This window comes from Actinocorallia longicatena, from assembly GCF_039534125.1.
Classification (GTDB): Bacteria; Actinomycetota; Actinomycetes; order Streptosporangiales; family Streptosporangiaceae; genus Actinocorallia; species Actinocorallia longicatena.
The window spans coordinates 159,988-179,624 of sequence record NZ_BAAAUV010000013.1; the positions used below are offsets into that span (position 1 = coordinate 159,988).

The 19,637-nt window shown below is 71.8% G+C and carries 22 protein-coding genes and 2 tRNA genes; 10 read left to right on the plus strand and 14 right to left on the minus strand.

Going from position 1 to position 19,637, the window contains the following annotated elements; genetic code table 11:
- Nucleotides 1–60: 60 nt before the first annotated feature.
- The 6 genes from ABD785_RS25060 to ABD785_RS25085 all read right to left on the minus strand — a co-directional run bounded on the left by ABD785_RS25060 (nt 61) and on the right by ABD785_RS25085 (nt 2,790).
- Nucleotides 61–1,098: a UDP-N-acetylmuramate dehydrogenase gene (locus tag ABD785_RS25060; protein WP_344832672.1), complete on the minus strand. Its 1,038-nt coding sequence runs from the start codon at nt 1,096–1,098 to the stop codon at nt 61–63.
- Between the two features lie 38 nt (nt 1,099–1,136).
- Nucleotides 1,137–1,562, minus strand: coding sequence for a MaoC family dehydratase (locus ABD785_RS25065; protein WP_344832675.1), 426 nt, complete (start codon nt 1,560–1,562; stop codon nt 1,137–1,139).
- Nucleotides 1,562–1,999 (minus strand): MaoC family dehydratase N-terminal domain-containing protein, encoded by a 438-nt coding sequence (locus tag ABD785_RS25070; RefSeq protein ID WP_344832677.1) that lies wholly within the window; start codon nt 1,997–1,999, stop codon nt 1,562–1,564. Before ABD785_RS25070 ends, ABD785_RS25065 begins: the two co-directional genes overlap by 1 nt.
- A gap of 278 nt (nt 2,000–2,277) precedes the next feature.
- Nucleotides 2,278–2,442: a 50S ribosomal protein L33 gene (rpmG, locus tag ABD785_RS25075; protein WP_344832679.1), complete on the minus strand. Its 165-nt coding sequence runs from the start codon at nt 2,440–2,442 to the stop codon at nt 2,278–2,280.
- Between the two features lie 77 nt (nt 2,443–2,519).
- Nucleotides 2,520–2,593, minus strand: a tRNA-Met gene (locus ABD785_RS25080).
- A 124-nt stretch (nt 2,594–2,717) separates the two neighbouring features.
- Nucleotides 2,718–2,790: transfer RNA gene (locus ABD785_RS25085), tRNA-Thr, on the minus strand.
- 135 nt (nt 2,791–2,925) lie between these two features.
- Here ABD785_RS25085 and ABD785_RS25090 point away from each other — a divergent pair.
- Together ABD785_RS25090 and ABD785_RS25095 are read left to right on the plus strand one after the other, a co-directional pair.
- On the plus strand, nt 2,926–3,882 hold the full coding sequence (locus tag ABD785_RS25090) for an Rv2578c family radical SAM protein (RefSeq protein WP_344832681.1): 957 nt from the start codon (nt 2,926–2,928) through the stop codon (nt 3,880–3,882).
- Between the two features lie 19 nt (nt 3,883–3,901).
- On the plus strand, nt 3,902–4,543 hold the full coding sequence (locus ABD785_RS25095; RefSeq protein ID WP_344832684.1) for a Crp/Fnr family transcriptional regulator: 642 nt from the start codon (nt 3,902–3,904) through the stop codon (nt 4,541–4,543).
- A 71-nt stretch (nt 4,544–4,614) separates the two neighbouring features.
- Here ABD785_RS25095 and ABD785_RS25100 read toward each other — a convergent pair whose 3' ends face one another.
- Nucleotides 4,615–5,718, minus strand: a complete 1,104-nt coding sequence (locus ABD785_RS25100; RefSeq protein ID WP_344832685.1) for an SPFH domain-containing protein — start codon at nt 5,716–5,718, stop codon at nt 4,615–4,617.
- A gap of 289 nt (nt 5,719–6,007) precedes the next feature.
- Complete coding sequence (locus ABD785_RS25105; protein WP_344832687.1) at nt 6,008–6,673, minus strand: FadR/GntR family transcriptional regulator; 666 nt, start codon at nt 6,671–6,673, stop codon at nt 6,008–6,010.
- A gap of 52 nt (nt 6,674–6,725) precedes the next feature.
- Between ABD785_RS25105 and ABD785_RS25110 the strand changes: the two genes are divergently transcribed.
- Complete coding sequence (locus ABD785_RS25110) at nt 6,726–7,946, plus strand: CynX/NimT family MFS transporter (protein ID WP_344832689.1); 1,221 nt, start codon at nt 6,726–6,728, stop codon at nt 7,944–7,946.
- On the opposite strand, the gene ABD785_RS25115 is transcribed toward ABD785_RS25110, so the two are convergent.
- A complete protein-coding gene (locus ABD785_RS25115) occupies nt 7,943–8,728 on the minus strand; it encodes an SGNH/GDSL hydrolase family protein (protein WP_344832692.1) in 786 nt (261 codons plus the stop codon). The genes ABD785_RS25110 and ABD785_RS25115 overlap by 4 nt on opposite strands.
- A gap of 30 nt (nt 8,729–8,758) precedes the next feature.
- The gene (locus ABD785_RS25120) at nt 8,759–10,000 is read right to left on the minus strand and encodes a DUF7927 domain-containing protein (RefSeq protein ID WP_344832695.1); all 1,242 of its coding nucleotides are present in this window, start codon (nt 9,998–10,000) and stop codon (nt 8,759–8,761) included.
- A 101-nt stretch (nt 10,001–10,101) separates the two neighbouring features.
- Between ABD785_RS25120 and ABD785_RS25125 the strand changes: the two genes are divergently transcribed.
- The 4 genes from ABD785_RS25125 (at nt 10,102) to ABD785_RS25140 (ending at nt 13,555) form a co-directional block, all read left to right on the plus strand.
- The gene (locus ABD785_RS25125) at nt 10,102–11,253 is read left to right on the plus strand and encodes a hypothetical protein (protein ID WP_344832697.1); all 1,152 of its coding nucleotides are present in this window, start codon (nt 10,102–10,104) and stop codon (nt 11,251–11,253) included.
- Between the two features lie 120 nt (nt 11,254–11,373).
- Nucleotides 11,374–11,928, plus strand: coding sequence for a hypothetical protein (locus tag ABD785_RS25130; protein WP_344832698.1), 555 nt, complete (start codon nt 11,374–11,376; stop codon nt 11,926–11,928).
- Complete coding sequence (locus tag ABD785_RS25135; RefSeq protein ID WP_344832700.1) at nt 11,925–12,860, plus strand: DUF7927 domain-containing protein; 936 nt, start codon at nt 11,925–11,927, stop codon at nt 12,858–12,860. Before ABD785_RS25130 ends, ABD785_RS25135 begins: the two co-directional genes overlap by 4 nt.
- A complete protein-coding gene (locus ABD785_RS25140) occupies nt 12,857–13,555 on the plus strand; it encodes a hypothetical protein (RefSeq protein WP_344832702.1) in 699 nt (232 codons plus the stop codon). The genes ABD785_RS25135 and ABD785_RS25140 overlap by 4 nt, the downstream gene beginning before the upstream one ends.
- 41 nt (nt 13,556–13,596) lie before the next feature.
- Here the strand turns inward: ABD785_RS25140 and ABD785_RS25145 are convergent, their stop codons facing one another.
- Genes ABD785_RS25145 through ABD785_RS25155 form a run of 3 tightly spaced genes read right to left on the minus strand, consistent with a single transcriptional unit; the run spans nt 13,597 to nt 14,751 of the window.
- Nucleotides 13,597–13,734, minus strand: coding sequence for a DUF397 domain-containing protein (locus tag ABD785_RS25145; RefSeq protein WP_344832705.1), 138 nt, complete (start codon nt 13,732–13,734; stop codon nt 13,597–13,599).
- A 16-nt stretch (nt 13,735–13,750) separates the two neighbouring features.
- Nucleotides 13,751–13,933 (minus strand): DUF397 domain-containing protein, encoded by a 183-nt coding sequence (locus tag ABD785_RS25150; RefSeq protein WP_344832707.1) that lies wholly within the window; start codon nt 13,931–13,933, stop codon nt 13,751–13,753.
- The gene (locus ABD785_RS25155) at nt 13,930–14,751 is read right to left on the minus strand and encodes a Scr1 family TA system antitoxin-like transcriptional regulator (RefSeq protein WP_344832710.1); all 822 of its coding nucleotides are present in this window, start codon (nt 14,749–14,751) and stop codon (nt 13,930–13,932) included. Before ABD785_RS25155 ends, ABD785_RS25150 begins: the two co-directional genes overlap by 4 nt.
- Before the next feature lie 116 nt (nt 14,752–14,867).
- Here ABD785_RS25155 and ABD785_RS25160 point away from each other — a divergent pair, with 116 nt between their 5' ends.
- Entirely contained in the window at nt 14,868–15,293 is a 426-nt protein-coding gene (locus ABD785_RS25160) for an ATP-binding protein (RefSeq protein WP_344832713.1), read from the plus strand.
- A gap of 14 nt (nt 15,294–15,307) precedes the next feature.
- Here the strand turns inward: ABD785_RS25160 and ABD785_RS25165 are convergent, their stop codons facing one another.
- Entirely contained in the window at nt 15,308–16,435 is a 1,128-nt protein-coding gene (locus ABD785_RS25165) for a methyltransferase (RefSeq protein WP_344832716.1), read from the minus strand.
- 100 nt (nt 16,436–16,535) lie between these two features.
- Between ABD785_RS25165 and ABD785_RS25170 the strand changes: the two genes are divergently transcribed.
- Both ABD785_RS25170 and ABD785_RS25175 read left to right on the plus strand, forming a co-directional pair.
- Nucleotides 16,536–17,918 (plus strand): aldehyde dehydrogenase family protein, encoded by a 1,383-nt coding sequence (locus ABD785_RS25170; protein WP_425547818.1) that lies wholly within the window; start codon nt 16,536–16,538, stop codon nt 17,916–17,918.
- A gap of 49 nt (nt 17,919–17,967) precedes the next feature.
- Nucleotides 17,968–19,635: a ricin-type beta-trefoil lectin domain protein gene (locus tag ABD785_RS25175; protein WP_344832719.1), complete on the plus strand. Its 1,668-nt coding sequence runs from the start codon at nt 17,968–17,970 to the stop codon at nt 19,633–19,635.
- The last annotated feature ends 2 nt before the right edge of the window (nt 19,636–19,637 follow it).

Consider the following 19,637-nt stretch of genomic DNA (forward strand, 5'->3'; position numbering starts at 1 on the left):
CCTTTCCGGAATACGGATCGGACAGAGTTCTGGGCCTGTCCTGTTCTCGGGGCCGGGTCGTCAGCCGAGGGTGACCCCGACGAAGACGGGTTCGTTGACGAGGGTGATGCCGAAGGCGGCGCGGACGCCGTCGCGGACCTCGCGGGCCAGGGCGAGGAGCTCCTCGGTGGTCGCCTCTTCCGTGGGGTTGGTGAGCGCGAGGGTGTGCTTGGTGGAGATGCGGACCGGGCCGTTGGCGTGGCCCTTGGGGAAGCCCGCGTGGTCGATCAGCCAGGCGGCGGAGGTCTTGGTGCGGCCGTCGGGCTCGGGGAAGGCCGGGAATCCCTCGGCGCGGTCGGCGAACTCCTTGAGCTGCCGCTCGTCCAGGATCGGGTTGGTGAAGAAGGAGCCGGCGCTGCGGGTGTCGGGGTCGGCGGCGTCCAGGACCATGCCCTTGCCGCTGCGCAGGGCGAGGACGGCGTCGCGGGCGTCCTGGAGGGGGACGGTGCCACCGGGCTCGACGCCCAGGGCGCGGGCGAGTTCCGCGTACTTGATCGGGGCGGAGTCGGGTGAGGCGGCCAGCCGGAAGGTGACGGCCAGGACGACGTAGCGGTCGTCGCCCTTGAAGACGCTGTGCCGGTAGGTGAACCCGCAGTCGGCGGCGGGGATCGTGAGGATCTCTCCGGTGCGGCGGTCGTAGGCGCGGACCTCGGTGATCGTCTCGCTGACGTCCTGGCCGTAGGCGCCGACGTTCTGGATCGGGGTCGAGCCGACCCGGCCGGGGATCCCCGACAGGCACTCGACGCCGGACAGGCCCTCGCGGACGCACCGGGCGACGAAGGCGTCCCAGTCCTCACCGGCCTGCGCGGTGACGAGGCCGTCCTCGACGGTGACGCCGCGCGTGCTCACATGGATCACGGTCCCGGGGAACCCGGCGTCGGAGATCACCAGATTGCTGCCGCCGCCGAGGATCAGGACGGGATCTCCCGCCAGCTCCGCCGCGCGCACCTCGGCGATCAGCTCGTCCTCGGTCGTGACCTCGACGAACGTCCGTGCGGGCCCGCCCAGGCGGAGGGTGGTGTAACCGGACAACCGGACGTCCTGGCACCGAACCGTCACTTGCTCCCCCTCCGCGCCGGGCTTCTCCGCCCCCGAGCCTAGGCCAGTCTGACGGTGGCCTTGGCCTGGGTGAGGACCTTGAGGTCGCCGGTGCGGGCGGTGAGGGCCACCACGACCTTGTTGTCGTCGAGCTTCTGCTCGACGACGCCGCTGATCACGAGTTCGGCACCGCCGTCGTTGGGGACGACGACCATGCCGGAGAAACGGACGCCGTAGTCGAGGACGGCCGCGGGGTCGCCGGCCCAGTCGGTGACGAACCTGCCGCCCTCGGCCATGGTGAACATGCCGTGCGCGATGACGTCGGGCAGGCCGACGGCCTTGGCGGTCGTCTCGTTCCAGTGGATGGGGTTGAAGTCGCCGGACGCGCCCGCGTACATCACCAGGTTGTGCCGGTGGACGGGGTAGGTGACGGCGGGGATCTCGGTGCCGACCTCGACTTCGTCGTACTTCACTGCCGCGGTCATCAGGCTCCCCGCTCGACGATGGTGTTGTAGGTGGTCACGACGAGGTCGCCCTTGGCGTCGCGGATCTCGGTGGTGAGCTTCAGCAGGTGGTTGGAGCCCGCCTTGCGGATGTCGGTGATCGTCGTCTGGCAGACCAGGACGTCGCCGGCGAGGATCGGCCGTTCGAAGGTGAACTTCTGCTCGCCGTGGACGACCATCGCGTAGTTCAGGCCCAGCTCGGGGTTGCCGAGGAAGTCGCCGCCGAGGGAGACCACGATCGGGAAGGTCGGGGGCGCGATGACGTCCTCGTGCCCGGCCGCGCGGGCCGCCTCACGGTCGTAGTAGATCGGGTTCTTGTCACCGATGGCCGTGGCGAACTCCCTGATCTTGATTCGGGAGACCTCGTACGGCGGGGTGGGCGGATAGGTCCGCCCGATGAAATCTGTGTTCAAAGCCATATCGGCTCCTTCCAGGGACGTTGCGGTCGCGCCTCGTCAGGAAGGTAACAGAACGACGTTCGGCCCGCTCCCGGCGGGATGCGCCAAGGGAACGGGCCGTACGGAGATGTACAGGAGTGCGCGGGCCCTGAGGCCGAGAGCGCAGCTACCTAGCGGGTCTCGCGGTGGGGCTGGTGGGTACGGCCAACTCTGATGAGCACGCGGGCAGTACTTCAAGCCTTAGGCGGTGCCGGTGGAGAGCGTCAGGCGCGTGGGCCTTGAGCTCAGCCAGGCGACGACTAGCGGGTCTCGCGGTGGGGCTGGTGGGTACGGCAGTTGGGGCAGTACTTCTTCAGCTCCATGCGGTCAGGGTCGTTGCGCCGGTTCTTCCGCGTGATGTAGTTGCGGTGCTTGCACTCCTGGCAGGCCAGCGTGATCTTCGGCCGAACGTCGGTGGCAGCCACGGTGGAGTGCCTTTCTGCTAAGGGATCTGGACAAACAGCCCGAAGGGGAGTCCGGGGGGACTCCACTTTCAGGTTAGTAGCGAGGGCCGGACTTGAACCGGCGACACAGCGATTATGAGCCGCTTGCTCTGCCAGACTGAGCTACCCCGCCATGGCAAACCGTCATTCACGAGCTCAGGAGAAGACTACCTGAGGACTGACGGTCTCGAAACAAACCGAAGGCCCGCCCGGCGTGCTAGATGCAAGCAACGGGCCGGGCCTTGGGATGTTTCTAGAGCCCCTTTACGGAATCGAACCGTAGACCTTCTCCTTACCATGGAGACGCTCTGCCGACTGAGCTAAAGGGGCTTGCGTCGTGCTCGCAGGGAAAACCATACACGGTCACCTGCGAGTACGCGAACTGGATACTCCCGACCCCCTTGACCAGGGGTTGCATGCTCTTGACGCCCCCTCGTATCGTACAGATGTTCGAGGAGGCGGAGTATGCGTTGGAACGGTCTGATCACCCCGCGGGAGGACCCCGCGCCCGAGTTCAAGGGCATCACGTTCTACGAGATCCACGCGAAATCGATCATCAACAAAGTGCCCGGCGGGTCCAGGGTTCCGTTCTCCTGGACCATCAATCCCTATCGCGGCTGCAGTCACGCCTGCACCTACTGCTTCGCCCGTAACACCCACACCTATCTCGACCTCGATGCCGGCGCCGACTTCGACTCGAAGATCGTCGTCAAGACGAACGCGGCGGAGCTCGTCCGGCACGAGCTGGCGGCCCCGCGGTGGCGCGGCGAGCCGATCGCGATGGGCACCAACGTCGACTGCTACCAGCGCGCCGAGGGCCGCTACCGGCTCATGCCCGGCATCATCAAGGCGCTCGGCGCGGCCGGTAACCCCTTCTCGATCCTCACCAAGGGGTCGCTGATCCTGCGCGATCTCCCGCTGCTCCAGGAGGCGGCCGAACGCGCCGACGTCAGCACGGCCGTCTCGGCCGGCTTCCTCGACCGCGACCTGTGGCGCCTGGCCGAACCGGGCACCCCGGCCCCGCGCAGGCGCCTGGAGGTCTGCGCGGCGCTCAACGACGCGGGGATCCCGTCGGGCGTGCTGATGGGGCCGCTGCTCCCCTACCTCGCCGACACGCCCCGGCAGATCGACGCCGCCGTCAGGGAGATCGCCGCCACCGGCGCGACCTGGGTCAGCGCCATCCCCCTGCACCTCAGGACGGGTGCCAGGGAGTGGTACCTCTCCTGGCTCGCCGAGCACCATCCGGAGCTGGTCGGCCCCTACCGGCGGCTCTACGGCAACGGCTCCTACGCGCCCAAGGCCTACCAGGACCGCGTCACCCGGCTCGTCCGCGAGGCCGCCGAACGCCACGGGCTGCACCGGCGCAACGCCGTCCGGGCGATCACGCCCCGGCCGCGGCCGGAACAGCTCTCCCTGCTGTGAGCCCCATTAGGTTGGTGCCATGGGCGATGTCAGGGGGCTCGTCTCCCGGCTGACCGAGCTGGCCGAGGTCAGGGCCTTCGGTGACGGCGAGCTGCTCCGGCATGCCGACGACCGGGTCCCGGCGGTCGTCGGGCTGGTCTCGGGCCGCGTGAAGATCGTCGGTGAGCACTACGGGCGGCGGCCGTCGCTCGCGTTCCGGGACGGGCCCGACCTGCTCGGGCAGATCGTCAACATCGGGCTGGAGACGCGGCGGGAGACGATCTCCGCGGTCGGCGTGTGCTCGGCGCTGTGGGTGCCGACCGAGACGTTCCTCACCAGGACCCGCGAACTCGGCCTGGAGGGCGTGGTCCACCAGGTGTGGGCCTCGCGGCGCGCCTATGAGGACCTGCTGCTGGCGGAGATGGAGGGGCTTCCGCCGGAGGCCCGGGTGGCCCGGCTGCTGTGGCGGATCGCGTCGGCGGATCCGGCGGCGCATCCCGGCATGACCCTGCCGGTGGGGCGGTCCGATCTCGCCCGGACGACCGGCCTCGGCCGGCTGGCGGCGTCCCGGCAGGTGGCCGCGCTGCGCGGGCAGGGCGTCATCGCCTCGGTCCAGGGACGGATCGTGCTCGTCAGGCCTTGGGCCCTCGGGCAGGGCGCCCCGCCTCAAGCCTGGCGGTGACGGAGCCGGTCTCGGCCGCGGTGGACGCCCTGGGGAGGTGCTCACCGCGGCCGTGGACGTCGAACGAGGATCTAGGCCTCGATCTGGGGCTTCTTGTCGGCGTCGATGTCGCGCTTGACGGCGTCGAGGATGGCGAGGCCCTGGCCGACGAGGCCGGCGGCGAGTTCGCCGAGGCCGTCGGCGCCGTTGAGGATGTTGACGTTGGCGCCCTGCATGCCCTGGGCGGCCTTCTCGACGATGAGCGGGAGCTGCTCGATCAGCATGCGGTCGAGGGCGACGCGGTCGTGGGAGGCGGCGGCGTCGGCCTGGATGCGCATCCGCTGGGCCTCGGCCTCGGCGAGGATCTTGATGCGCTCGGCGTCGGCCTCGGCGGGCTTGACGACCTCGGCGACCAGCTGCTGCTGGCGCAGCTCGGCGGCGCGCTGGGCCAGCTCGGTCTGGGCCGTGAGGACCTCCTGCTGGGCGTGCGCCTGGGCGAGCGGGCCCGCCTGGGCGGACTCGGCCTGCGCGCGGTCGACCTCGGCCTTGTACTGGGCCTGGACGATCGCGGTCTGCCGGCCGTACTCGGCCTGCTTGCGCGCGGACTCCTGCTCGGCCTCGGCCGACTGCTGCTTGGCCTGGGCCTGGGCGATCTGGGCCTGACGCTGGATCGCCGCGACGTGCGGAGCCGCCATCGCGTCGATGTAGCCGGCGCCCATGTCGTCGATCGACTGGATCTGGAGGGAGTCGATCGTGAGACCGATCTTCAGCATCTCGGGGGTGGCGGTGTCCAGGACGGCGGTGGCGAGCTTCTGCCGTTCGGTCACGATCTCCTCGACGGTCATCGAGCCGACGATCGCCCGCAGGTGCCCGGAGAAGATCCGCCCGGTCAGGACGGCCATCTGGGCCTGGTCGGACTGGAACCGCTGCCCGGCGTTGACGATGCTCTCCAGGTCGTTGCCGACCTTGAACGCGATGATCGCCTTGACCTTCAGCGAGATGCCCTGGCGGGTCACGCAGGTGTCGGCGACCTCGGACTCGTGCATGGCCAGGGAGAGGAACTCCACCTTGCGGAAGACCGGCACGACGAAGGCGCCGTGGCCGATGATCACGCGGAAGGGGGCGTCGCCCTGCTGGCGCTTGCCACCGGAGATCAGCATCGCTTCGTCGGGTGCGGGTACTCGGTAACCGAACATTCGGGGGTCTTCTCCTAGGTCGAGGTGTTCGCGTCCAAAGGGTCAGACCATTGCATGACGTCTACGGTTCTGCCACCTCGCGAATCAAATACGAGAATTTTTGTGCCCTCGGGAAGCGGATGCTCTGACCAGGCAAGATAGGTCTCGCTCCCGCCCCTGATCTTGACGAGGACCTCGCCGGGGCCGCCCGTGCCCCTGGTCGGGATCGTGACGACGCCCTCACACCCGATGACGGACCTGTGCGGCACTGCCGGATCTCCCTTCGCCGTTTCCGGGCACGGTACAAGCCTCAGGGCCGCTGGGTGAAGACCGCGGCGGCCTCGCGGGAGGCCTCGGCGGGGTCGCCCGCGCGGATGGCCTCGACGAGGCGTCCGTGGTCGCACATCCGGTCGGGAGTGAGGGGCGCGCCCTCGAAATGCCCGCGGAGCTCGGCGATGAGGAGCTCGCCGAGGTCGGCGTACAGGGCGCTGAGCGCCTGGTTGTGGGCGGCCGCGACGACGGCCTGGTGGAAGGCGGCGTCGGTGCGGACGAAGGTCTCCAGGTCGTCGGCGGCCCAGGCGGCCTCGCGGCGGGCCAGGGCGAGGTCGAGGACGTCGAGGTCGGCGCCGGTGCGGCGGGTGGCGGCCAGCGCGGCGGCGGCGGTCTCGAGGGTGAAGCGCAGCTCCTTGACATCCCCGTCGGGCATTCCGGCGAAGCGGCGGTTCATGACGCCGGCGAGCTCGCTGGTGGCCAGGACGTAGGTGCCGGAGCCCTGCCGGATGTCGAGCAGGCCGTTGTGGGCGAGGGCCCGGACGGCCTCGCGCAGGGTGTTCCTGGCCACGCCCAGCCGTTCGACGAGTTCCGGCTCCGTGGGGATGCGGGAGCCCACCGGCCAGCGTCCGGTGGTGATCTGCTCGCGGAGCTGGGCGACCACCTGGTCGAACAGGGGCGTGCGGCGAGCGGACGACAGCGTCATGGGGCCATCCTCCCATCGACTGGATTCATCCAATGATTATATGATTGGCCCTATGGCGACGCAGACTCATCCCCCGGCCTCCCCCGACCGGATCACTCCGGCCCGTGCCCGCTCGGCCGCCGCCCTGCTGGTGCTGGTCGTGATCGCCGCTCTCAACCTCCGTCCGACGATCACGACGCTCGGGCCGCTGCTGCCGGACGTCCGCGACGGCCTGCACATGAACGGCGTCATGGCCGGGCTGCTGACCTCGCTGCCGTCGGCGTGCTTCGCGCTGTTCGGGCCCCTCGCCCCCGCCCTGGCGCGGAGGTTCGGGCTGCTCGGCGTGCTCGGCGGCGGGCTCGCGGCGATCACCGTGGGCCTGCTGGCCCGGGCCGCCGCCCCCACCGACGCGGTGTTCCTGCTGTTCACCGCGCTCGCGCTGGCCGGGATCGCGGTCTCCAACGTGCTCATGCCCGCGATCATCAGCCGGAACTTCCCCGACCGGATCGGCACCATGACCGGCCTGTACGCCGGGATCATGGCGGGCGGTTCGGCGATCACCGCGGCGGTGGCCGTCCCGGTGACGGGCCTGCTCGGCGGGTCGTGGCGGGAGGGCCTCGGGGTGTGGGCGCTGCTGTCGGTCGGCGGGGCCGCGCTCGCGCTGGTCCTGCGGGACGGGCGGCCCGCCGCGTCCGCCAGGCCTGCGGGGGCGTCGCTGCGGAGCAGCCGGACGGCCCGGGCGATGGCCCTGTTCTTCGGCATGTGCGCGACCGCCGCCTACTCGCTCATGGGCTGGATGCCGCAGATCTACCGGGACGCCGGCCTTTCCCCCACCTACGCCGGGCTGCTGCTCGCCCTCACGATGATCCTCGGGGTGCCGCTGTCGTTCCTGATCCCGGCGCTGGCCGCCCACCGCGACGACCAGCGTCCGCTGGTGGCGGTCCTGATGGGCTGCGGGGTGATCGCCTACGCCGGGCTCGCGTTCGCGCCCGCCACCCTGCCGTGGCTGTGGGCGACGCTCAGCGGGATCGCGCTGTCGGCGTTCTCGCTGGCGCTGACCATGCTCGGCCTGCGCTCGCGCACCCACGAGGGCGTCGCCCGGCTGTCGTCGTTCGCGCAGAGCACCGGCTACCTGATCTCGATCCCGGGGCCGCTGCTGATCGGCGTCCTCTACCAGCACACCGGCTCGTGGAAGCCGCCGATCGCCCTGCTGACGGCACTGCTCGTGCCGCAGCTCCTGGCGGGGCTGCGCGCGGCCCGCCCGGGCAAGATCGAGGACGAGCTGACGGCCTAGGCCGGACCGCTGATCGAGTCGCTGATCGGGGCGAGGACGGGGCGCTTGGCGGTGACGAGGTCGCCGGAGGAGCGGCCGCGCAGGCGGCGGGCGACCCACGGGGTCAGGTAGGTGCGGGCCCAGCGCAGGTGCCACAGCCGGGTCGCGCCGGGGCTCAGGTAGGGCAGCGGCGCGAGCGGAGCGCGGAAGTCCTCCTCGACGGGCAGGCCCAGGCTCTCCTGGACGGCCAGCGCCACCCGGTGGTGCCCGCGCGGCGACATGTGGAGCCGGTCGGTGTCCCACATCCGCCAGTCGCGCAGGATCCGCAGCTCCCACTGGTCGACGACGTGCGCGCCCCGGTCCTCGGCGATCTCGCGCACCCGCTCGTTGAAGCGGAGCAGGCGGGGCCTGATCCGGCCGATGATCGGCGAGTCGGCCGGGTCGGCGCCGGTGAACAGGATCACGTCGGCCCCGGCCTCGCGCAGTTCCCGCACGGCCCCGTCGAGACGGTTCGCGAGGGCGTCGACGTCGGCGCCGGGGCGGAGCAGGTCGTTACCGCCGCCGGAGATCGAGACCAGGTCGGGCTCGAGGGCGAGGGCCTGCGGAAGCTGCTCGTCGATGATCGCGTTCAGGAGGCGGCCGCGGATGGCGAGGTTGGCGTAGCCGAAGCCCTCGGTCTCCTCGGAGAGGGCCTCGGCGACCCGGTCGGCCCAGCCCCGCCAGGCGTCCGGCCCGGCCGGAGAGGGGTCGCCGAGCCCCTCGGTGAAGGAGTCGCCGATCGCCACATAACGCGCCCAAGTCATGCGAACAGGCTAGGTGACCTGGGGATCGGCTCAGCAACGGACGAGTGTGACGGTCGTCTCGACCCGGCAGCGCCCGTGCTTCGGCCGCTTCTTCTTCACGGCCGGCCGGGGCCTGAAGACGATCTTCGGCGTGCAGGCGGAGCCCTCGCAGACCACGCGCGGGCCGCCGGAGACCACGACGTTGCGGATCTTCATGTCGCCCGTGGCGGGTTCCCTCAGCCGGACCGAGTAAGTGATCGTGCGGGTCTGGCCGTGGTTCAGCCTGCCGGACCAGGTGAGCACGGGGGCGTCGTAGGCGATCGTGCCGCCGTCGGCGTGGGCGTCGCCGCTGTAGGAGGCGTCGTCGAGGACGTCGGCGAGGGAGTCGGTGAACTTCGCGTGCGGCTCGTCCACCTTGCCCGTGTTCCTGAGCTTCACGGTGAAGGTGATCTTCTCGCCGGGCAGGGCCGTCGACGGGCGGGCCGTCTTGGTGAGGACGAGGTCGGGCTCGCCCGGCTCGGTCACCACGACGAGCGGCGGCGGCCCGCCGGGGAACGGGACGTGCCCGGGGTCGGGGTCGGTGGTCAGAGCGATCGGTTCCTGGTCCCTGGTCCACTTGGCGGCGATCCACAACTGGGCCACCGGGATGCCGATCTGGACCGTGAAGGTGATCCTCAGCGACCTGACCGGGACCGTCGGCAGGAACCAGCCGGCCGCGCCGTCGCTGTCGGCGATGTTGCCGGTGAGGGTCGTGGTGCCGGGGTCCCAGACGGGCTGGTCGGTGTAGACGCCCCGGGTGCAGGAGGAGGGGCGCGGTGTCGGCGCGCAGTAGTTGAAACCGCTCTGCCAGCCGAGCTCCGCGGCGGTCAGCGGCCGCCCGTCGCCGCCGACGGCCTCGATCCCGACCCGGTCGGAGTCGATGTCGCCGAGGGCGAAGCCCCAGCGTCCGGCGGGGGTGGGGGTGTCGAAGGTGACGGTCGTCGTGGACGGCCTGCCGCCCGCGGCCGAGCCGAAGAGCAGATAGGGCTCGCCCCGGGAGGAGCCGAAGACCTGGCCGAACGGCGTCCCGTCGCCGAGCCAGGTGCTCTGGCCCGACGGCACCTGGGTGCGCGTGCTGTCGGTGGCGAGGTCCCCGTTCGGGAAGCCGACCGCCGGAACGTCCACCCCTCCCCGGGTGGTGCCCGTCAGGCTCCACTCCGCGTACTCGTTGCCCTCTTCGTCGGCGGCCGCGGGGCCGATCGCCGCCAGAAGCGTCATCGCGGCCGTGCCCCAGGCCACCAGAGATCTGCGCATGGAACGACGATCACGATCATGACTTCCGGTCCGCCGCAGCGACCCGCGATCTTGACGAGACCCTGGGTTTCCGCCGCGACGATCTTGGAGACGCCACCGGTATGCGCCGCATCCTCTCCGTCGTCCTCATCGTGCTGGGCTGCCTTCTCGCCCCGGTCGCGCTGACGGCCGTCTGGGCCGCCAACCAGGTCAGCGACACCGACAGGTACCTGAAGACGGTGGCTCCGCTGGCCGACGATCCGGCGATCCAGAACGCGGTCGCCGACCGGGTCACCACCGCGGTGATGAGCCGTCTGGACATCCCGAGCCTGGTCTCGGGAGCCAGTGAGTCGCTCCCGCCGAGGGTCGGGCAGCTCGCGGGGCTCGTCGCGGGCCCGGCGTCGTCGCTGGTGCAGGGATTCGTGCGGGACAAGTCGGGCGCCGTCGTGGCGAGCGACGCCTTCGCCACGATCTGGACCGAGGCCAACCGGGTCGCGCACACCCGGATCGACAAGATCCTCGCCGGTGACGACGACACGGTCGTCCAGACCGACGGCGACACCGTGAACGTCGAGCTCGGGCCCGTGGTGCAGACCGTCAAGGAGCGGCTCGTCGCCGAGGGGATGACCGTCGCCGGGAAGATCCCGGACATCAACCCGACCTATCCGCTGTTCAAGACCGACCAGCTCGCCCAGGCCCAGACCTACTACGACTGGCTCGGCGTGCTCGAGTGGCTGGCGCCGCTGCTGGCCCTGGCCTGCCTCGCGGGCGGCGTCCTCCTGGCCAGGGGACGCCGTAAGGCGCTGGGCCGGGCCGCGCTCGGAGTGGGCGCGTCGATGCTCGTCCTCGCCGTCGGGCTCATGATCAGCCGGTCGGCCGTGGTCGGGGCGGCGCAGAACGCGGAGGCGGGCGGGGCGCTGTTCGACATCGTGGTCGATCTGCTGCGGCTCGGGCTGCGGGCCGTGCTGCTGCTGTCCCTGGCCGTCGCGGTGGGGGCCTGGCTGGCCGGCGGGTCCGCCACGGCCGTCAGGACCCGGGCGTACTGGACGGACCTGCTGCGCGGCCGCGCCGACACGCCCGTCACGGCGTGGGTGACCGCGCACCGCTCCGCGCTGCGGATCGGGGCGGTGGCGCTCGCCGTGCTGGCGTTCGTGTTCTGGCCGCATCCGACCGGGCTCGTGGTGCTCTGCCTCATCGTGGCCCTGCTGGTGGTGCTCGCGGTCATCGAGCTGCTCACGGAGCGCACGCCCGCCGCCCCGAGCCCGCAGCACTAGCCCGCAGCACCGGGCCCGCAGCACCGGGCCCGCAGCACTGAGCCCGGCTCCGGCGCGTCCGGCTGACCTGTGCGTCCGACAGTGCGATCATCGCTACTGTCAGTGACGAGAGGGTGGTTCATGAGGCGGCTCACCGGCGTGGTCCTGTTCGGCCTGGTGCTCGCTCCCGCGAGCGCCGCCGACGCGCGTCCCCGGCCGCCGATGCTGTCGATCAAGCTGGACGACGCACGGACCCAGGTCACTCCCGGTGACGAGGTGACCTACCGGATCGTCGTGAACAGCGACGAGCCGAAGGGCCTGCCGACCCGGGTCGAACTGTCGCTTCCGCGCGGGATGACCGCCGTGCGGACCAGCGGTTCCGGCCGGATCAGCGGGTCGAAGGTGAGCTGGGCGGCGAGCATCGCCCCGGCCGGGAGGACGCTGCTGACCGCGACCGGGCGGCTCCCCCGGGGCGTGGCGGGCGACGCCGTCACGAGCACCGCGTGCGTGACCGCGCCGGGGCACGGCGCCAGCCCGCTGGTCTGCTCGGGAGACATCGACGCGCTGCCCTCCTCGGACGCGCTGCCCGTCAGGGCACTACTGCCACTCTGGGCCGCGACGGCCGCCGCCGCCCTGGCGGCCGTCGCGGGAGTTCTTCACTGGCGCTCGCGCAGACGGCGCCGGGCCGCCGCATGATGCACGGGGCCGTGCTCGCGGCGGCGCTCGCGGTGCCGGGGGCCGTCCCCGTCGCGGCGGAAGCGAACCGTCCGCTCTCCTGCCCGCCGGCGACGGCGTCGCCGCAGGCCGAGGCGGGTCTCCAGGTGTCGCTGCGGGGAGAGGCCGCCCCGCGCGGCGGCCGGGTCTCCTACCGGGCGCGGATCTCCAATCCAGGGCCCGCGGCGCCGGGGGTGACGGTCGTCGACGATCTGCGCTGCCTGCTCGACGACGCCGCGCTGGACGGGGACGTCACCGTCTCGGCGGGGCGGGCGGCGATCGGCGGGACGCTGCTGGAGTGGCGGCTCGATCTGGCGGCGGGCGCCTCGGCGACGCTGGCGTTCGGCGTGAAGGTCCGCGGTTCCGGCGGTGACGGGCGGCTCGACCATCTGCTGAGCGTGCGGGGCGCACCGTCGGTGTGCGCGTCGTCGTGCCGGCTCGGGATGCCGGTGGCGCCGGGCGCCGCGCCTCGTCCGCGTACTCCGGCCGTGCCCGGAGCCCGTCCGAAGCCCAAGCCCCAACCCAAGCCACGGCCCCCCGTGGTGGAGGTGCCGATGCGGACCGTTCCGCACGGGGCCCCGCCGCCGCCCGGCGCGCTCGCCGCGCCGCCCCCGCCGGATCCGGTGCTCGCGCCGACGACACCCGCCGAGCTGGTGCTGTCGGACGTGCCGCCGATCCTGCCCGAGGACGCGGCGCCGCTGACGGCCGCTCCGGTGGCGCAGGCGACGGCCACGGCCGAAGACGGCGGCAGCCTGCGATTCGCCTTCTTTTCGAGCCTGCTGACGGCGCTGCCGCTGCTGTCACTGGTGGTCGCGGGGCACCGTCGCCGCCGCCGTCGTGCCGCCCCCGTTCCGGGGCCGCGCCCCGGGCCCGTGTCCCCGTCCGCCCGCGCCTCCGAAGAGTCCCGGCTGTGAAGCGCCTCGCCCTGCCGGCCCTGCTGCCGGCCCTGCTGCCGGCCCTGCTGCCGGTCCTGCTGCCGGTCCTGGCCGCCTGCTCCGGCGGGCCCGCCGTGTCGGAGCCGTCGCCGGAGTCCTCGGCCGCCGCTCCCGCCCCGCCCCCGGCGCGCCCGGATCTGCTGGTGGTCGCGAACCAGCCGCTGACCGTCGCGCAGATGAGGGGGATCCGCGCGCTGAAGAGCGTCACGGCCTTGACGTTCCTGTCCTACGGCAAGGTCACCGTGTTCGACGCCCCGGTGGACGCCGCCGCCGTCGATCCGGGGGAGTTCCGCCGCTTCGCCCCGCCGTCGAGCGCCGCCGCGGACCCCCTGTGGAAGGCCCTGGCCACCGGCGAGGTCGCCGTCAGCCACGCCGTCGCCAACCGCCTGCGGCTCCCGATCAACGTCCTGGTCCCCGCCGCGAGCACGGCCGTCACGATCGGCGGCATCGCCACGACGGTCCCCGGCATCGACCTCCTCGCGGACCGTTCGACGGGCGCCCGCCTGGGCCTGGGCCCCGTCAACGCGATGGTGCTGTCCTCGTCCGCCCCCGCCAGGGAACCCACCGCGGCCCTCCTGAGACTCCTGGGCCCCACCGCCACGATCCGCCCGATCCTCACCTCGGCCCCCCGCACCGGCGCGGTGCTCCCGAGCCTCCCCCCGGGCCGCGCCTAACCCCCGCGCTTCACCCCGTCCACCAGGCCCGCGAACTGCCGTCACGTCAGGGACAGGTGCCCCGCCCCGGGATTCTTCGCATCCCGCACCCCGACCGCCGCCGGAAGACCGGCGAGCTCCACACAGGTCTCATCGTGGACGCCACCGCTGTAGGAGCTCTTACGCCACTGGACGGTCATCCGAGGGCCTCCGGGTCTACGGCTTCCGCTTGATGCTCTCAGTCAGACGCCCGAACTGCCGGTGTGTCAAGGAGAGGTGCCCGGAGTGCGGGTTCTTGGAGTCGCGGACGCCGATCTCGGTGTGGAGACTGGCGAGTTCTATGCAGGCCTCGTCCTGGACTCCGCCGCTGTAGGAGCTCTTGCGCCACTGGACGGTCATTCGAGGGCCTCCATCTTTCTGAGGATCATGGCCCTGGTGTCGTCGTCCGACAGGGCTCGCTGACTCATGAACTCCCAATCTAGAGCGACTTCAGCGACTTCGTAAGGGGACTCGATCAAGCGCCCTCCGCGCTGCGCACCCATGTAGGCGATCTGTCTTCCGGCTACTTCGGCCAGGCGTATGGGCCCGTCGGTGCCGATGTGGGAGCCGGTGCTCTTGGGAATCGCTCGGACTCCGATATGCGTGCGGAGACTGAGTTCGAGCAGGTGGGCGAGTTGGGCACGCTGAGCGCTCCGACCACCCGTCGCGTATTCGAGTGTGCCCTCCTCGATGATCAGCCACAGATAGGGCGGGTCCCTGCGATTGAGGATGGCGTCCTGCCGAGCCAGCCGTGACTGGGCCGTCGCCTCCACATCCCGGACAGAACGGGCGGCCGAAAGCTGTGCGCGTATCGTCGCCTCGGTCTGGAACGGGATCGGGATGGTCTGACCGTGAAAGATCTTGAGCCAGGACGCCTCCAGTTCGTAGCCGCTGACCGTCCGGGCCCAATCAGGGTCGTGGGCCATGCGGGCGTAGAAAACGAGGGTCTGGAGGAGTTCGCCGGTGCCGTAGTGCTCGTCGAGCAGGGTGGCGTAGCGGTCGCCCAGCTTGCGGCGGCCGGATTCGAAGTTGCTTACAGTGCCGCGTTCGAGGCCGAGGACGCGGCCGCACTGGGCGAGGGAGAGGCCGTGGCTCTCCCGGAGATGCCTCATGACGTAGGCGACGAAGTGCCAGTGGGACAGGCGGGGGTCGAGCTGGTCGCGTGTGTGGACGGGCATCGTTCCGGCCTCCTGTGTTCTCCTACAGCTGGCTACAACTAACCGTAGCTTCGCGGTGTCATTCTCGTGACGGAAATCGACAAGCCCGCTCAACTGGGAGAACTCCGGTGAGAACGATGACCGACGACCTTCGGCTGACCCTGCTCGGCACCGCTTCCGCGGCGGGACTGGTACGCACGCTCGCGGCTCAGCGGATCAGGCGGTGGGGATGTGCGCGGATCCTCGACGACGTCCTGCTGGTGGCGTCCGAGCTGATCGTGAACGCCTGTGAGGCGACGCCGAACGACGACATCCGCTTCCTGCTCGGGCGGGAGGAGGGCGGGGTGTACGTCGCGGTCTGGGACGGCGGGCCCGCGCTTCCGCGGGCGCGGCCGGTCCGGGAGATGAGCTTCGAGGCGCTCGACGCGTCGGAGGGGAGCTGGGACTCCGGGGGCGGGTGGGGGCTGCCGATCGTCGCCGCGCTGTCGGCGTCGTGCGGGGTGCGGGCCGACCCGGCGGGCGGCAAGTGGGTGTGGGCGGCCTGCCGGGCCACGACGGGCTGACCCGCGTCCGCCGCTCAGCGCCTCCGCTGCCGCCGGACGGCCCTCAGCACGACGAACTTGGGGTTGCTCGCCACGAGCGAGCAGTTGCCGAACACGCGCCGCAGCCGGGTGTGGTGGCCGAGGTGCCGGTTGGCGACCACCCACAGCTCCCCGCCGGGACGCAGGGCGTCGCGGGCGCCGGTGAACATCCGCCAGGCGATGGCGTCGGTCGTCGCCTGGTGGGTGTGGAACGGCGGATTGCTGAGCACGAGGTCGACCGAGCCCTTCTCCAGCCCGGTGAGGGCGTCGGCGGCGCGGAACTCCGCCTTCCCGGCGAGCCCGGGACGGCCTTCGAGGTTGGCGCGGTAGGTGGCCTCGGCGGAGGCGACGGCCTGGAACGACTCGTCGGTGAACAGCACCCCGGCGCCGGGGTGGGTGAGCGCCGCCGCCAGGCCGACGACGCCGTTGCCGCAGCCCAGGTCGACGATCGTGCTCGCGTCCGGCATCGTGGGCAGGTTCTCGAGGAGGAAGCGGGTGCCGATGTCGAGCCGGTCGGCGCAGAAGACCCCCGCGTGGTTGACCACGGGACGGCCCGCGACGATCGCGGCGTCCGCGGGAAGCCGGTAGGTCAGCGGCCACGGGCCGGGGGTCCGCGGGATCGAGGCGTCCGCGGTGGTGAGGATCAGGCGTGCCTTCTTCACGGCCGGCGAGGTGCGCGTGGGGCCGAGGATCCGCTCGAACAGCGCCAGTGTGCTGGTGTGGATCTCCTTGACCATCCCGGTGCCGACGATCCGTGTTCCGGCGTGGACGCCGGGCGAAAGCCGGTGGAGCTGGTCCTCCAGCAGCGCCAGGCTCTTGGGGACCCGGACGAGCAGCACGTCGATCCGGGGCGGCGGGGTGTCCCGCGAGGTCAGCAGGGTGACACCGGAGCGCCCGTTCGCCTCCAGGTTGGCGCGCGTCGCGGCCTGTGCGAGGAAGGAGTCGGAGATCTGCGACGGGCGGTGCGCGGCCAGCTCGGTCGCCAGCGCGCCCCAGCGGTCTCCGACGATGACCACCTCGCCGGACACGCCCGTCTCCGCGAGATGCCGGAGGAGGTACTCGTCGGCCGCGTCCCAGGCGCGCAGGGACTCGTCGGCGGGGAACCGCTCCAGCACCAGATCCATCGTCCCAGGTTAGGGGCAGCCCGAGCGGCCGTCGGCAGGCGCGGTGGCTCCCGGCGCCGTCTGCCGGTAGAAGCGTGCGGGCACGGGTACATCACTGTGCGTGACCAACGATGCTCCCCACTCCGTTGTCAGCCGGCTGAGGGCCGGACACTCCGCAGGGATCACCAGGCCGCTCTCCTGGCGGACCTCCCAGCTGAAGGCGCTGCGGGCGCTGCTCGTCGAGGGGCGTCCCGGGCTGGAACGGGCGTTGCACGAGGACCTGCGCAAGAGCCCGACCGAGGCGTGGACCACCGAGATCGGCTTCACGCTCAACGAGATCGACCACACGCTGAAGCACCTCGAAGGCTGGCTCCGGCCGCAGAAGGCGCGGGTTCCCGCGACGTTGCAGCCCGCCAGGGCGCGCATCGTGCGGGAGCCCCTCGGCGTCGTGCTGATCATCAGCCCGTGGAACTATCCGGTGAACCTGGCGCTCGCGCCGCTGGTGGGGGCGCTCGCCGCCGGGAACTGCGCGGTCCTCAAGCCCAGTGAGCTGGCCCCGGCCACGTCGGCGGCGCTGGCCCGGCTGGTCCCCAAGTACCTGGACACGGCCGCGGTGGCGGTCGTCGAGGGCGGGGTGCCGGAGACCACGGCGCTGCTGGAGGAGCGGTTCGACCACATCTTCTACACCGGGAGCGGCGGGGTCGGGCGGGTCGTCATGGCGGCCGCGGCCAGGCATCTGACGCCCGTCGCGCTGGAGCTCGGCGGGAAGAGCCCGGCGCTGGTCGAGCCGGGGGTGGACCTCGCGGCGACGGCCCGGCGGATCGTGTGGGGCAAGTTCCTCAACGCCGGGCAGACCTGTGTGGCGCCCGACTACGTGCTGGCCATCGGGGCGACGACGGCGCGGCATCTCGAGGCGGAGCTGACCGAGGCGATCGGCGACATGTACGGGCCCGACCCCAAGGAGAGCTCCGACTACGGGCGGATCGTGAACGACCGGCACTTCGAGCGGCTGACCGCCCTGCTCAAGGACGGCCGGATCGTCACCGGCGGTGAGCACGACACGGCCGAGCGGTATCTCGCGCCGACCGTCCTGGCCGAGGTGGATCCGGACTCCTCGGTGATGAGCGAGGAGATCTTCGGGCCCGTCCTGCCGATCGTGACCGTCCCGGATCTCGACGCGGCCATCGCGTTCATCAACGGCCGCGACAAGCCGCTGGCCCTGTACGCCTTCACCGCCTACGACCACACCAAGGCGCGGCTGGCCGCCGAGACCTCCTCGGGGGCGCTCGGGTTCGGGCTGCCCGCGGCGCATCTCGCCGTCCCCTCGCTGCCGTTCGGCGGGGTCGGCGAGAGCGGGACCGGCGCCTACCACGGGGTCCACTCCCTCGACACGTTCAGCCACCGCAAGGCCGTCCTCGACAAGCCGCTCTCGCCCGACACCTGGTCGGTCGCCTATCCGCCCTTCTCCCGGATCAAGAAGACGATTCTTCGCCGTTTCCTGTAATCGGCCGCCGCCCCGGCACTCCTCTCTCCTAGACCCGAGAGGAGTGCCGATGAGGCTGAGGGCAGTGGTCGCGGCGGTCGCCGCGGCGGCGGTGGCGATGACGGGGCTGGCGGCGGCCGGTCCCGGACGTGAGATGAGGCCCGTGGCGCGGGCGGCGGCCGTCCCGTCGAGCGTGCCGAAGGCGGCCTGCGACGCCGGGGACACGCCGGGCGAGGGCTGGGTGCTGGCCGTCTACGTCTTCCAGCCGGGAAAGGACCGGTACGCGGGCTCCGTGGGGGCGATCCGGCGGACGCTCTGGGAGACCGACCAGACCTACGACGCCAGCGCCCGCCGGTTCGGGACGTCGCGGCGGATCCGCTACGTCCAGGACGGCGGGTGCGTGCCGGTCGTCGCCAAGGTCGCCTTCGCCGAGGGGCGGAACCGGGCGGAGATCGGGGACGAGTTCCGCAAGCGGCTGCCCTCGCAGCCCGCGGCCGTCCGGAAGATCATGAAGACGGGCCGGGTGAAGCTGCTGTTCTTCGTCGGCGACAACGAGATCACCGACCAGTGCACCGGCGGCGGCGCCGACGCCGGGCTCAGCACCGGCGGGGTGATCCTTCCGCTGTGGTGCTGGAGCGAGGCGGGCCTGACCCACGAGTTCGGGCACGGGATGGGGCTCAGCCACTGCGACCAGGACGGCGCGGGCGGGCCCAACGGCAGCGACCCGATGTGCCGGAACTGGGGCGGCCGGAAGTCCTGTACGAGCGACGCGGCGGCGAACTACCTGCTCGACTCCTGCCGGAGCGACGCCTTCCGCTACTTCGAGGTCACGAAGCCGAAGGGGAGGAAGGCGCTGCCGAGGAACCGGAACGTCGCCTTCAGCCCGTACCTGATCCGGAACCGGCCGTCGCGGCCGGTGAACTTCCGGCTGCGCCTCGCCGGGACCGGGGCCTGCGTCGACGGGGCCGGCGCCGTGGTGCTGCGGCCGTGCCGGCGCAGGACCGTCCAGACCTGGCAGCGGAAGATCGACGGCCACGGCTACCTGACGCTCCGCAACCTCGGCACCGGACGCTGCCTGGAGATGCGCACCACGCCCGCCGCCAAGGCCGCCAGGGTCGTCACGGCCGCCTGCGTGCCGGGACGCGCCTCCCAGCAGTGGCTCCCCCGGCAGGACAGGAACGGGATCAACTTCGCCAACCGGACCGGCGGGCCGAACGGCGCGACGCTCACCGGCTGGGGCGGCGAGCACTGGGACGGCACCCCGGTCGTCAGGGGCGGGGCGACCTTCGTCATGGACACCGCGGTCGACCGGGGCAGGACGGCGCTGTCCGCCGCGCCCTCCGGGCCGATCCGCGCCACCTACGGCACCTGCCTGAACGCCGACGGCACGAAGGTCCGGCTCGGGAAGTGCGGCGCGCGGTGGAAGGCCGTCCCGAGCCGGGCGCTGGGCGTCCAGCTGCGGCTGAACGGCCGGTGCCTGACCCTCGGGCCGGTCGCCGACGGGCGCCGGACGGTCTCCCTGGCCGCCTGCCGGAAGGGAAGGCGGGCTCAGCTCTGGCTGTTCGACAGCGGCGAGAACGGCCGGCACCTGATCCACAGCGCGACGGTGAAGCTGCTGAAGGGCGAGGCCGGGCAGGGTGACCAGATTGTCCTCTACGCAGGCGATCCCGACCGTAAGATCCCCGTCCATGCCGGTATTCCGTATCCCGACCCCGCTCGTCTCTTCCGTATCGGTTGACG